Annotated in this window: 9 protein-coding genes; 6 read left to right on the top strand and 3 right to left on the bottom strand. The window is 44.8% G+C overall.

Annotated elements, in window-relative coordinates; all coding sequences use genetic code 11:
- The first annotated feature begins 398 nt into the window (after positions 1 to 398).
- On the top strand, positions 399 to 1688 hold the full coding sequence (locus tag OCU48_RS08255) for an NAD(P)/FAD-dependent oxidoreductase (protein ID WP_141344125.1): 1290 nt from the start codon (positions 399 to 401) through the stop codon (positions 1686 to 1688).
- Positions 1689 to 1894: 206 nt separating this feature from the next.
- On the top strand, positions 1895 to 2773 hold the full coding sequence (locus OCU48_RS08250) for an amidohydrolase family protein (protein ID WP_141344124.1): 879 nt from the start codon (positions 1895 to 1897) through the stop codon (positions 2771 to 2773).
- 73 nt (positions 2774 to 2846) lie between these two features.
- Here OCU48_RS08250 and OCU48_RS08245 read toward each other — a convergent pair whose 3' ends face one another.
- Positions 2847 to 3656, bottom strand: coding sequence for a peptidoglycan binding protein CsiV (locus OCU48_RS08245; protein ID WP_141344123.1), 810 nt, complete (start codon positions 3654 to 3656; stop codon positions 2847 to 2849).
- Positions 3657 to 3810: 154 nt separating this feature from the next.
- Positions 3811 to 7266: a transcription-repair coupling factor gene (gene mfd, locus OCU48_RS08240; protein WP_141344122.1), complete on the bottom strand. Its 3456-nt coding sequence runs from the start codon at positions 7264 to 7266 to the stop codon at positions 3811 to 3813.
- A gap of 227 nt (positions 7267 to 7493) precedes the next feature.
- Between mfd and lolC the strand changes: the two genes are divergently transcribed.
- Genes lolC through lolE form a run of 3 tightly spaced genes read left to right on the top strand, consistent with a single transcriptional unit; the run spans position 7494 to position 10631 of the window.
- Positions 7494 to 8702, top strand: coding sequence for a lipoprotein-releasing ABC transporter permease subunit LolC (gene lolC / locus OCU48_RS08235; protein WP_141344121.1), 1209 nt, complete (start codon positions 7494 to 7496; stop codon positions 8700 to 8702).
- Positions 8695 to 9390, top strand: coding sequence for a lipoprotein-releasing ABC transporter ATP-binding protein LolD (lolD, locus tag OCU48_RS08230; RefSeq protein ID WP_141344120.1), 696 nt, complete (start codon positions 8695 to 8697; stop codon positions 9388 to 9390). The genes lolC and lolD overlap by 8 nt, the downstream gene beginning before the upstream one ends.
- A complete protein-coding gene (lolE, locus tag OCU48_RS08225; RefSeq protein ID WP_141344119.1) occupies positions 9387 to 10631 on the top strand; it encodes a lipoprotein-releasing ABC transporter permease subunit LolE in 1245 nt (414 codons plus the stop codon). Before lolD ends, lolE begins: the two co-directional genes overlap by 4 nt.
- An 89-nt stretch (positions 10632 to 10720) precedes the next feature.
- Here the strand turns inward: lolE and OCU48_RS08220 are convergent, their stop codons facing one another.
- Positions 10721 to 11266 carry a DUF2062 domain-containing protein gene (locus tag OCU48_RS08220; RefSeq protein WP_141344118.1) on the bottom strand — a complete coding sequence of 182 codons (546 nt, stop codon included), beginning with the start codon at positions 11264 to 11266 and terminating at the stop codon, positions 10721 to 10723.
- A gap of 8 nt (positions 11267 to 11274) precedes the next feature.
- Here OCU48_RS08220 and OCU48_RS08215 point away from each other — a divergent pair, with 8 nt between their 5' ends.
- On the top strand, positions 11275 to 13542 hold the full coding sequence (locus OCU48_RS08215) for a DNA internalization-related competence protein ComEC/Rec2 (RefSeq protein WP_244312225.1): 2268 nt from the start codon (positions 11275 to 11277) through the stop codon (positions 13540 to 13542).
- The last annotated feature ends 5 nt before the right edge of the window (positions 13543 to 13547 follow it).

Raw genomic sequence — 13547 nt, 5'->3', positions numbered from 1 at the left:
TGGTAGAAGCTGCTAAGTATACATTTTGACAAGGCCTGCTTATGCAGGCCTTTTTTATTCTGGCAGTGTTTAATATCAATCGACTATTTTTCTTGCGCTATCTCTGAATATTTACTGAGTGTGATTGGTATAAATCGCGTGCTTTTAAGCAAGATAATGTCAATTTCATTACAGAAATTAAGGTTATATGGAGATTGTTGGTTGCTCAGTTAGTTGATTTGGATATAATGCGATTAAAAATAAATTGATTTAGATCAAAAAAAATTGAGAGGCGAAAATAGAATCGCCCCATAAAACTTAACGTGAACAACAGTGTCTATTGATACTCAGCCAAATTCTAACAGGTACGCATTAGCGGACTTGAAATCAAAAATTATCATGTATCAAGGAGTGTTGAAATGACACGAATCATTATTGTAGGCGGTGGCGCTGGTGGATTAGAGCTAGCAACCAAGATGGGTCACAAGTTTAAACGCAATGAAAGTACTAGCGTAACCCTAGTGGATCGTAAGGCGAGTCACCTTTGGAAGCCTCTTCTGCACGAAGTTGCAACAGGCTCTCTGGATGCGGGTGTAGATGCCTTGAGCTACCGTGCTCACGCTAAGAATCACGGTTTCGATTTCCAGATGGGCAGCCTTTGTGATATCGATCGTGAACGTAAGGTGATCATTCTTGATGAACTAAAAGATGCCCACGGGGAGTTATTGATTCCTAAACGTGAACTTGAGTACGACTACCTCGTCATGGCGATTGGCTCTACTTCTAATGACTTTAATACTCCAGGCGTGCGTGACAATTGCATCTTCCTAGATAGCCCTGAACAAGCGCATCGTTTCCGTGAAGAAATGAACAATCAGTTCCTTAAGTTACACGCACAGTCTGGTCAAGGTCAGGTCGATATCGCTATCGTTGGTGCGGGTGCTACAGGCGTTGAGTTGTCAGCTGAACTGCACAATGCGGTGAAAGAACTACGTAACTATGGTTTCGGTGATTTAGACTCAAGTAAGCTAAACGTAAGCCTTGTAGAAGCAGGGGAGCGCATCTTGCCAGCTCTTCCTCCACGTATCTCTCAATCGGCTCACCAAGAGCTGACTAAGCTTGGTGTTAATGTTCGTACTGCCACTATGGTGACGCTGGCAGATGAAACTGGCCTAACGACTAAAGATGGCGAAAAGATCCCTGCACAAATTATGGTGTGGGCGGCAGGTATCAAGGCTCCTGATTTTATCAAAGATATTGCAGGCCTAGAAACAAACCGCATTAACCAACTAGTAGTTAAAGATACGCTGCAAACTACGCGTGATGACCATATTTTTGTCATTGGTGATTTAGCCCAGTGCACGCAAAAAGACGGTAAGTTTGTGCCCCCTCGCGCTCAAGCCGCTCACCAAATGTCTAGCCATGCATTCCGTAATATCTTGGCGATGATGAACAATAAATCGCTGTCTGCGTATGAATATAAAGACCATGGTTCATTGGTATCACTGAGCCGTTTTTCTACTGTAGGTAGTTTGATGGGGAACCTGACTAAGGGTTCGATGATGGTTGAAGGTCGTATTGCTCGTGTTGTGTACATTTCTCTGTATCGCATGCACCAAATGGCGTTGCACGGTATCTTCAAAACGGGCTTGATGATGCTAGTAGGTAGAATTAACCGAGCATTGCGTCCAAACTTGAAACTCCACTAAGTTGATTACTCAATAATAAGAATAGGGGGACTTGATGTTCCCCTTTTTTATGCCTCCGAATAGGTTGATTTTTGACCATGCAGATTTGCCGTTGCCTCATTTTGATAAAAGTAAGTGTACACTTTGTTTGTTGGCATTGATGTCAGTCGATTTGGACGCTGCAATGTCTCTATCTATGGATTTAGATTAATGGAGGTTTATCCGACATGACCCATACCATCCCTGCGCAAATTCCTTTTTCAGCAGGTAGAAACCGACCGCAAATTTCAGTCCCAGAAGGAGCTTGTGATTCGCATCATCATATCTTTGACCCGGTAAAATTTGAGTATAAGAAAAGCGATACGACTAATATCCCGCCCGCGACGGTAGCGTGCTATCGGATGCTGAAGAAACGCTTCGGATTTGAGCGAAATGTGATTGTTACTCCTTCTGCTTATGGGTGTGATAATCAGTGTACTTTAGATGCCCTCGCGCATATGGGCGAAAGTGCTAGGGCGGTTATCGCCTTAGAACAGTTGCCATCAAGACCGGAGCTCAAGGTGATGCATAACCTCGGCGTACGTGGTGTGCGCTTTGCGGTTACAGCTGCTAAGGATTTTGATGAAATCTTTATTCGACTTTGCGCCAAAGAACTGGCCTCAATGGGTTGGCACATCTGTTTTTGGATCAGCGCTGACTTGATTGTGAAATTTAAATCCGTTTTTGAATCATTAGAGTGTCAGGTCGTTTTCGACCACAGAGGACAATTGCCAGCGCAAGCGGGAGTTGAACATCCTGCATTTGAGATTATGAAGCAGTTAATGCAACAGGGTAAAGGCTGGGTGAAAATTTCCTCTGCGTACCAAGGTTCTTTAAGTGGTGCTCCACATTATAGGGATAATATTGCCATTGGTCGGGCGTTAGTCGAAGCCTGTTCAGAGCGAATACTATGGGGTTCTGATTGGCCTCATCCTAGCGAGTATATTAATAAGCGAGATATGCCCAATGATGTTGCAGTGCTTGATCTTTTGGCTGAGCAGGCGAGCTCACAACGGGTCATTGATCAAATACTGGTGGATAATCCTGCTCGATTGTACGGTTTCTAGCTTTTGCACTCCAAGCAAAAAAAATGGCTTCCAGAGAGAAGCCATTTTTATGTTTGAATATAGCTAGAGGCGTTTAGTCTTCAACCCTTCTTACCTGAATAATCATACCCATAAGAGGGTGGTCTAGGTAATGAGTCTCGCTACTGCGCATGCGACGCTTTTGTTCCATGCGGTAGCTCTTTAAGAATTGCTCTTCTACTTTTTCTGGAGACACTTCTTGCAGGTTACCCGCCTGTACATTGTCATTCCCAGTTTCAGTATCGGCTAGTACAGCAAAGTTTTCGCTGTCTTTGAGTTCCTCTGGTGTTTTTTCTGTAAAGGTAACGTTACGAACACTAGGCTCACGAAGATCCAATTCGGTCTCCACAAATAGGTAGTGCTGAACATAAACCTGAATAGCTCCGTCTAATTCATACAAAGGCTGCGCGATGGTTTTCTCTTGAATATCATCGCCCAAATCGACATCACTGCTTTGAGAGCCTATCTTTGAACCGTCAGGATTAAAGGTTTTTGAATAATCTTTGCCTGCTTGAATATGGAACTTAGGAGCACTTGCTCGACCTTGATCACCTTGACGCCATGCTGTGTGCAGTAGAACTTCAAAACCGGCGTGTTTCTTTAGTACATCACGTTCTTTAAGGAGCTTATAGCTGTCGTAAGAAAGCATTTGTGCACCTTTCTTTTGACGATAAGCGTGATTATTGAAAGGCTCTACCCCCTCCATATCAATTTGGGTTAGCTCATTTGGCCATGATTCCGTTGTTTTTTCAGGATCGATCGAACGCTTGAATATCAGGACTTCAATGTCAAATTCTCTCTGTTGTGCTTGTGCGAGTGTAGGAATCAGCAGCAGCATCATCAATAGAGGAATAATTTTTTTCATTCTGGCTCCATGGCTTATCAAAAGGCCGTTTATCTTTATGAATACTTTGAGATTATTTAAATTAGAGTGTGCGTATTTTTAGCACGAAAGGGCAGTTTACCCTAGTTTTAGGCAGTATAGCAGATCTCATGTGAATGCTTTTACTGCCTAACACTTATGCGACTCTATTTTTTGCGAAATCTTCAATTAATTGCTTAACATAGGAGACGCGATCTCGTCGGTCTACTAGGCTCTGGGTAAATTTAATCTTGGTCGGCCCATCCATAGCAAATTTGTTAGGCTGTGACTGTAATAGCTTAACTAAATACATTGGATTTATGTCAGCATCGGGATAAAACTCGATGTAACCGCCTTTATCATGAGCTTCGACTTTGTCGACTTTGATAGCCGCGGCAGCAAGCTTAATTTCTGAAACTTGCAGTAGATTCTTGGTGGCATCCGGAAGCGGGCCGAAACGGTCAATGAGCTCTACCTTCATTTCGGTAAGCTGATCATCGTTAGCCACACTCGCGATACGCTTATACAGAGACAACCGCGTATTGATATCAGGGATGTAATCGTCAGGCAAGAGTGCAGGAAGACGCAATTCCACCTCAGTTTGTTCACGCAACAAGTCATCCAAAGAGGGCTCTTTACCTTCTTTTAAGGCTTCAACGGCTTGTTCGAGCATCTCCATGTATAGAGTGAAGCCAATAGAGTGGATTTGACCACTTTGCTCATCGCCTAATAACTCTCCTGCGCCACGTATTTCAAGATCGTGTGTGGCGAGCGTAAAGCCAGCCCCAAGGTCTTCTAGAGATGCAATAGCTTCTAGTCGCTTAGCGGCATCTTTAGAGATAGCTTTAGGATGTGGAGTGAGCAAATACGCATAAGCTTGGTGATGAGAACGACCAACACGACCACGCAATTGGTGAAGCTGCGCTAAACCAAAGTTGTCTGCTCGGTTCATAATGATGGTATTCGCGGTGGGTACGTCGATACCCGTTTCTATGATGGTGGTACACACTAATAGGTTGAAGCGTTGGTGATAGAAGTCGTTCATCACCGATTCTAACTCTCGTTCTCGCATTTGTCCGTGGGCGGTTGTTATACGAGCCTCTGGTATCAGTTTTTCGAGATCTTGCGCCACCTTATGGATGGTATCAACTTGGTTATGTAAGAAGTAAACCTGCCCACCACGCATGATTTCACGCAATACAGCTTCCCGAACAATGGCATCATCACTTTGACGAACAAAGGTCTTGATCGCTAAGCGACGAGCTGGAGGAGTGGCGATAATTGATAGATCTCGCATTCCACTCATTGCCATGTTTAGCGTTCGAGGTATTGGTGTTGCGGTAAGCGTGAGGATATCAACGTCCGCACGCATTGCTTTCATCTTCTCTTTTTGTCTTACGCCAAATCTGTGTTCTTCATCGACGATCAGTAGACCAAGATCAGCAAACTTGATGTCGTCTTGCAGAAGTTTGTGTGTACCGACAATAATATCAATCTTACCCTCAGCCACATCAGCCAGAATTTGTTTCTGCTCTTTCGCACTCTTGAATCGGGATAACACCTCAACGCGTACCGGTAAGTTGGCAAAGCGGTCACGGAAGTTTTCAAAATGTTGCTGAGCGAGTAGGGTGGTTGGCACAAGCACTGCAACTTGCTTAGCATTATCAGTGGATACAAACGCGGCGCGCATAGCGACTTCGGTTTTACCAAATCCAACATCGCCACAGACCAGTCTATCCATAGCTTTTGCTTGGCACATATCTGAGAGTACCGCATTGATTGCTTGGCTTTGATCATCGGTTTCTTCAAATGGGAAACCAGCTTTAAATTGAGCGTATTGCTCTCTGTCTAGCTTAAATTTATAGCCAGGTTTAAGCTCACGTTTTGCATAGACATCAAGGAGTTCAGCGGCCACATCGCGTACTCGCTCGGCGGCCTTACGGCGAGCTTTACCCCATGATTCGCTCCCAAGCTTATGCAGCGGGGCGGACTCTTCCGCACCGCCAGAGTATCGGCTAATGAGGTTGAGTGAAGAAACGGGAACATACAGTTTGGACTCATTGAGGTATTCAAGAGTCACGTATTCGGTTTTGATGCCTCCCGCTTCTAGGGTTTGCAGACCAATATAGCGACCAATACCATGGTCTAGATGCACAACGGGTTGACCGGGTTTTAGCTCCGCTAGATGGCGGATAACAGTGTCACTGTTGACCGCTCGTTTATCTTTTTTACGCCTTTGAATAACACGATCGCCGAGTAAATCACTTTCACAGATCAGCGCAAAATCAGGGCTAGTATTGATAAACCCATGCTCTGAAGCACCAAGGATGAAAGTAAACTTATCATTATTTGCTAAAGCATCCTCAAGACTAGGCATCGCTTTTGGTGCAATTTTAACTGGACTTAATAACTCTAGCAGAGCCTCGCGTCGACCTTCAGACTCTACAGAGAACACTATTTTACCGGTATAGCCTTCGCTGAACTGACGTAGCGCCGACATTGGCTCTTTGGTTTGTGGGGCTGCTGCCAATGCCGGTAATGGTTCTATGCTTAGGTTGAAGCGACCAGCTTTAGTCTCAGTACTTTCTTTATTCAGCTTTACCTGTGGCCATTGCTTTATCGCGGCAAATAACTCGTCTTTCTTCATCCAAAGCTCAGAGGGCTCGAGTAGTGGACGTAAAGGGTCTACACGTCGCTGATCAAAACGATAATCAACGTCAGTAAGGAATGTGTCGATAGCCGGCTCTATTTCGCCTACCGAGAGTAGTAAGGTGTTTTGTGGGAGATAATCAAACAGGGTCTCTGTGTTCTCAAAAAACAAGGGCTGCCAATATTCGATCCCCGCAGGCCAAGTGCCCTTTGATACTTGCATATAAACTGACTCAGGTTCGCGTCTTGCATCGAACTTTTGTCTCCAACGAATACGAAAGTCTTCGATTGCTTCTTCATTGGTTGGGAATTCATGGGCAGGCAGCAGCCTAATCTCATCGATGTCGGTGATAGAGCGCTGATTTTCAGGGTCAAAGGTACGAATGGTATCGATCTCGTCATCGAAGAAGTCAACACGATATGGGTCAGAGCTTCCCATTGGGAATAAATCTAATATAGAGCCACGACTGGCATATTCGCCAGGTCCAAATACTTGATCAACGTTGCGATAGCCTGACTTTTCAAGTTGCATCCTGAGCTTTTCTAGAGAGAAAAGATCGCCGGCTTTGACCATTAAAGTGTGTTGTAGGAGAAACTCTCGAGGAGATTGCCTCTGCAGCAGAGTGCTAATCGGAACAATAATGATGCCTTGGTCAAGTGTCGGCAATTGATAAAGTGTTGAGATGCGATCGGAAATAATATCTTGGTGAGGAGAAAAGCTGTCGTAGGGCAATGTTTCCCAATCTGGAAATAACGAAACAGGTACTGAACTAAATTGCTCTAATTCCATCTGCAACTTTAGCGCTGTCTGCGGATCACTCACGATTAACAGTGTTGGTCCTTGGTGTTGTTTGTTCAACTGAGCTACTGCGATAGCTAAAGATGCACCTTGCAGGTTGCCTAGCTGTTTTCTATCACCAGCGGTGGACGCAATCGGTAGAGCAAAAAGCGAGAGGTTATCCATAAGAGTGTGAGTTTCCAAGATAAATTGATCAGCATGTAATGTATCTGATTATCGTAAACCCAGGCGGGTTTATCTATCAATAAGTGCTCAAAATTGGCTGATTGATGATGTGATTGCTCAATTATTGACGTTTTATGGAGATTTCCAAATAAAAACAGAGGCAAACACTACTCGAAAAGCCGATTAGTGGTTACATTAGGGGCATTGTTATCATTTTTCGGTTGGTTATGTTTCGACCCGTTTCGCTTTATATTGGCCTGCGTTATCTCAGAGGACGTTCAGGCGATCGATTTAGTCGTTTTGTGTCCTATATGTCTACTGCAGGCATCACCATAGGCGTGTTGTCTCTCGTCACAGTTATGTCAGTGATGAACGGTTTTGAAAGTCAGTTGAAGGGACGTATTCTCGGAGTGCTACCTCAAGCTATTGTCGGTGATGCTTCTGGAACAACCGCCTTAACTGAACAACCTCCACAGTTCATATCTTCTCTTCCTCATGTCATCGAAAGTGTTCCGATTGTATCCAGTGAGGCTGTGTTGCAAAGTCCGGCGCAACTTACGGCCGGTCAACTTATTGGTATAGAGGGCAGTGTGGACGAGCCTTTGCGTCAATTTATGCTGTCAGGAAGTGTTGATTCTTTGCAGCAAGGAAAATACCGAATCATTATTGGTCACACCCTAGCGCGCAAGCTCAAGGTGAATCAAGGCGATAAAGTTCGACTTATGGTTACTAGTGCCAGCCAATATTCTCCTCTTGGACGAATTCCTAGCCAAAGAAACTTTACCGTATCCGGGATCTTTAATACGGGCTCTGATGTCGACGCTCAGCTTATGGTAACCAATATCGAAGATGCCGGTCGCTTATTGAGAATGAACAAGGAGCAAATATCTGGGTGGAGACTGTACCTAGACGACCCCTTTGCCGTGAGTACTCTCGCTGCAATTCCGTTGGAAGATGGTTGGGCTTGGCAAGATTGGCGTGCACAACGAGGTGAACTGTTTCAAGCAGTTAAAATGGAAAAGAACATGATGGGCCTTATGCTCGGTCTCATCGTCGGTGTAGCCGCATTTAACATTATCTCTGCGCTGATTATGGTGGTCATGGAGAAGCAATCTGAAGTGGCTATTCTAAAAACACAAGGAATGACCAAGCAACAAGTGATGGCGTTGTTTGTGGTTCAGGGCGCAAGTAGTGGTGTGGTTGGCGCTGTATTTGGTGGCTTGCTCGGAGTGTTGCTGTCAAATAATCTAAATTTAATACTGCAAGCTATGGGGGCTTCTCTCTATGCCTATGGTGGTCAATTACCTGTATCAATAGAATACGGGCAAGTACTCCTTGTGGTTGGATTAGCGGTGTGTTTGAGCGTCGTCGCAACCCTATACCCTTCCTACAGAGCTGCATCCGTTAAACCCGCTGAGGCGTTAAGATATGAGTAATTTACTAGAGTGTCAGAACCTAAAAAAAACCTACACAGAGGGCAGTGTTGAAACACAGGTTCTCAGAGGTGTGAGCTTTACGGTAGGACATGGAGAGCTTGTCTCTATTATCGGTAGTTCAGGTTCTGGTAAGAGTACCTTGTTGCATATATTAGGGGCGTTGGATGATGCAACTGTGGGCGATGTACAGTTCAATGGACAAGATTTAGGCGCCCTATCAAGCAATCAGCAAGCAAAACTGCGCAATCAACACCTAGGCTTTGTATATCAGTTTCATCACCTGCTAGCCGACTTCTCTGCGGTAGAAAATGTGGCAATGCCTTTATTGATCGGTGGCGAAAAGCCAGCAAAGGCGAAACAAGCCGCGAAAGAATTATTGACTCGTGTTGGATTAGACCACCGTTTGGAGCATCGTCCATCCGAACTATCAGGAGGAGAGCGCCAGCGTGTGGCCATCGCTCGAGCTTTGGTCAATAACCCTTCGTTAGTTTTAGCCGATGAGCCTACAGGTAACTTAGATCATACTACCGCTCTAGGTATTTATGATTTGATGCGTGAGTTGAACCAGAAATCAGGTACGGCCTTTTTAGTCGTTACCCATGACGGTGAATTGGCTGCAAAAATGGACAGGAAGATGCACATGCAAGACGGCCTTTTGGTTCAAGTAGCAGAAGAGGTTACCCAGTGATCAACTCGTTATCACTGTTTATTGGTGGACGCTTTAGTCGCGCTAAGCAACGGAACAAGATGGTGTCCTTCATCTCGCTTTCATCAACCTTGGGGATCATGGTGGGTGTTGCAGTGATCATCATCGGTCTTTCAGCGATGAACGGCTTTGAAAGAGAGCTGGAAAATAGAGTGTTGTCGGTTGTGCCCCATGGTGACTTTTCAGCGGTGAACAAACCTATTCAAGATTGGCCTCAGTTGGTAGAGCATATTAATAAGCAACCACAAGCAGTGGCAGCTGCGCCTTTTGTTAAATTCACCGCATTGGCAGAGCGTGGTACACACCTCAAGGCAATACAAGTCAAAGGTGTTGATGCCACATTAGAAAGTGAGGTTTCGAGCTTATCTCAGTTTGTAGAAGGGGATGCGTGGCAACACTTTGCACCTGGATCAAATCAGGTAGTGTTAGGCAAAGGAGTGGCAGATCAGTTGGGCGTCGAAGTCGGAGATGGCATTTCTCTAATGATTCCTGTCGCTTCAAAAAATGGCCGTACACAAGCACCAAAACGTGTTCGCTTAAAAGTCAGTGGCGTTTTTTCTTTAGGCGGACAATTAGATCATGGCTTGGCGATGATCCCACTTGAAGATGCTCAGTCTTATCTTGGACTTGGTGATACGGTTAATGGTATTTCGGTAAAGACAACCAGTGTGTTTGAAGCTCCAGACTTGATGAGAACACTGGGTAGTAGCTTACCAATTTATGTGTATATCAATAGCTGGAAACAGGAATTTGGCTTTATTCATCGAGATATTCAGATGGTTCGAACCATTATGTATTTGGTGATGGTATTGGTGATTGGGGTTGCTTGCTTCAACATTGTTTCAACCTTGATGATGGCAGTGAAAGACCGTTCTGCTGAAGTCGCTATTTTGCGCACTATGGGGGCTCAAGACTCCCTGATCAAAGCGATTTTTATGTGGCAAGGTGTATTGTCGGGCGTTATGGGTGCCGTAGCCGGCAGTGTACTTGGGTTGCTTGTCGCGCTAAATCTGACTGCTCTGATCCAACTGGTTGAAAGGATTATTGGGCACAAGTTTTTATCTGGAGATGTCTATTTCGTAAATTTCTTGCCATCTCAAGTAAATCCGATGGATGTGCTTATTGTATCGGGGACAGCAATTCTATTGAGCTTGGTTGCGACTTGGTTTCCTGCAAGTAAGGCGAGTAAATTGAATCCAGCAACGGTGTTGAGTGCTAAATAGCGTTCTATCGGTATGAATAAAGAATTAAAAAAGCGTCGCTCAATGAGCAACGCTTTTTTTATGTCTAGGATTTTTGTGCTGGGCTTAGTTTAGCTCGCGTCTTTCTTGGCAAATGGGTTTAGCTTGAGTTTCAGCTTCCTCTTTTGCCAACTGCGTACTACAGAATATCGCCATAGAGCGCGAATACCGAAGTAGCCCATTGCAGAAAAGGCGACCGCACAGATGGCACAACCGAGTAGGAATGGAGGACCAATCGTCGACATTTGAGACAGTAAATAGTCCCAAGAGAGTTCAAAATGAAAAGCTTGTGCAGGCAACTGCATAACCCAAGCGCCAAGTTTATAGGCTAGGTAAAACATGATTGGCATAGTTACGGGGTTGCTGATCCATACCAAGGCTACCGAGAGTGGCAGGTTGACTCCAAACATGATGGCGAGCCCCGCAGCCATAATCATTTGGCTAGGAAGGGGAACAAAACACATGAAAAGACCTACAGCAAAAGCTCCTGATGCGGAGCGTCGATTCAATACCCACAAGTTTGGGTTGTAGAGAACATTTCCAAATATTCTAAGCGCTTTTTGACGTTTGATCAGTTCATGGTCCGGCATGAAGCGTTGAATAAATTTTCTAGGCATAAGGGAATATGGCTCTCTTACTAGGTAACTGGAATCTTATTTCATTCTCAGCGACGATTGTCGCAGCAATGTATTGGCACACTCTTCCTAATTTAGGCTGGCTTGTCCCGATACTTGCCATAGTGTTGCTCTGTTGCCGATTTAAAGTGCTAAGGATAGCACTTGGGGTCTTATTGGCATCAGTGGTTAGTCTAGTACAGAGTCATGTTTTTGTAAGAGACGTCAACACCTTATTCAATTGTGCTGAGAATATTACCATAAATGTTGAGTTGAACAGCACATTTAGATCAAATCTTTATTTTTCAAATTCGATAGTGAGTGCTCGTCATATTGTTGGTTGTGACGCCGACTTTTCAGGTTCGCTACTGCTAAAAGTGCCGTTGGAAATGGCACAACAGATGACGCTGGGCGAAGTGTGGCAAGTTTCAGTCAAGATCCAACCTATTGTTGGGCTATTCAATGAGGCTGGTTTTGATGCTGAGCGATTCTATTTTGGACAAAATGTCATCGCCGAAGCAAAGGTTAATAAAGTTTTGCATCGGGTTGATGAGGCTAACCTCAGAGGACGTTGGTACTCAGCAGTTCATGAGCAAACAGAATCACTGATTTCTCAACCAATAATGTTGGCGTTATTGTTTGGTGAGCGTTCTTTAATCAATCCCCAGCAATGGAGCGGCCTTAAACAAACGGGCCTGGCACATCTTATCGCTATTTCAGGTTTACATATTGGACTAGCGTATATGCTAGGTTGGTGGATAGGCCATAGCATTCGTATTGTTGTGCCTCGATGGATATGGGCGCCTATCATTGTCGCTGTGGCTTTGGCGTTATTTTATGCATGGCTAGCGGGATTTAGTTTACCCACACAGCGCGCACTAATTATGTGTCTAATCACCTCTATTGCCTTACTTATCGGTATTCGACTCAGTCGATGGCGAATACTGTGGCTGACGTTAGCTTTAGTGCTTGTTTTTTCCCCTATGTCAGCCGTTTCTGCGAGCCTTTGGCTCAGTGTTGGGGCTGTCATTATTATTTTTCTTGCGCTTGCAAAAAAGAACCTAGAAAACGAAGAGCAGGGCATAACAATTCAGGGTAGTCAGTTGAGATGGCCTATGTGGTTAAGAATCCAGGTTTATCTTAGTCTTGGGCTAGCGCCAATTTCAGCATGGGTATTAGGTGGTGTTGCTTGGCTATCTATCGCATTTAATACCATTGCAATACCTATGATTTCTATGTTTGTTGTCCCGGCATTACTCGCGGGTATCATGATCCATCCTCTGTCTGAGTCCATGAGTTATGCACTCTTCCACTTGGCTGATATCGGATTAAGATTGCTGTTACGTTTGATATCAGAAGCTCAGCACTATCCTGACTTATGGTTTCAGGCCTCCGTAGGGCAGATATTGGGTATGGTTGGAATTTTTTGCTTGGTGTGCCTTCGTAACTACTGGCGAATAGTGACGCTTTGCATTTCCGCCGGTCTTTCCTTGTTTTTGTGTCTCAGCAATGACAATACAAAGTGGCGTATAGATGTCATGGATGTTGGACATGGCTTGGCTGTGTTAGTGGAGTCAAATAACAGAGTGGTTCTTTACGATACTGGGGCTAATTGGGGCGAGGGAAGCATTGCTCAAATGGTGATCGAACCATTGATTGTACGTCGCGGGGCGAGCCTTGATGCTTTGTTCATTAGCCATTGGGACAATGACCATCAAGGTGGAATGGATTACTTAGTCTCCCGTTTTTTGCCGAAGCACGTATTCACGCCTCAACAGAACGGAAAAACACTACCTTGTATGCAAGGACAATTTTGGTGGTGGCAAGGGCTTAAGTTTGAAATAATCTGGCCACCACGAAGGGTCTACCGTGCGTACAACCCGCACTCTTGTGTCATTAGGATCTCTGATGACCAATATTCCGTTTTGCTGACCGGCGATATTGATGCGTTAGCGGAGTATCAAATGACGGGTGCTATTCGTAAATCGGATGTGATTATTGTCCCTCACCATGGCAGTAATACTTCTTCAACAGGGCCACTTGTCGATAAAGTTAATGCAAAGGTCGCTATTGCTTCTGTGGCAAACAAAGGGCGTTGGTTACTTCCTAGCCAAGACGTTGTCAAACGCTACCGTGAATCGGGAGCTCAATGGCTAGATACCGGGTCTAATGGGCAGGTATCTGTACATTTTTTGAGTGATGAGGTGAAGGTTATGACTCTGCGCAACCCACAAACTGCTGCTTGGTATAGGCAGATTTTGCGTAAGGGAGTAGAATAACTATT

The organism is Vibrio inusitatus, assembly GCA_024346935.1.
In the GTDB taxonomy this organism is placed as follows: Bacteria; Pseudomonadota; Gammaproteobacteria; order Enterobacterales; family Vibrionaceae; genus Vibrio; species Vibrio inusitatus.
Note: the sequence above shows the minus strand (reverse complement) of the source record. Positions and strands in the feature narration are given on the sequence as shown.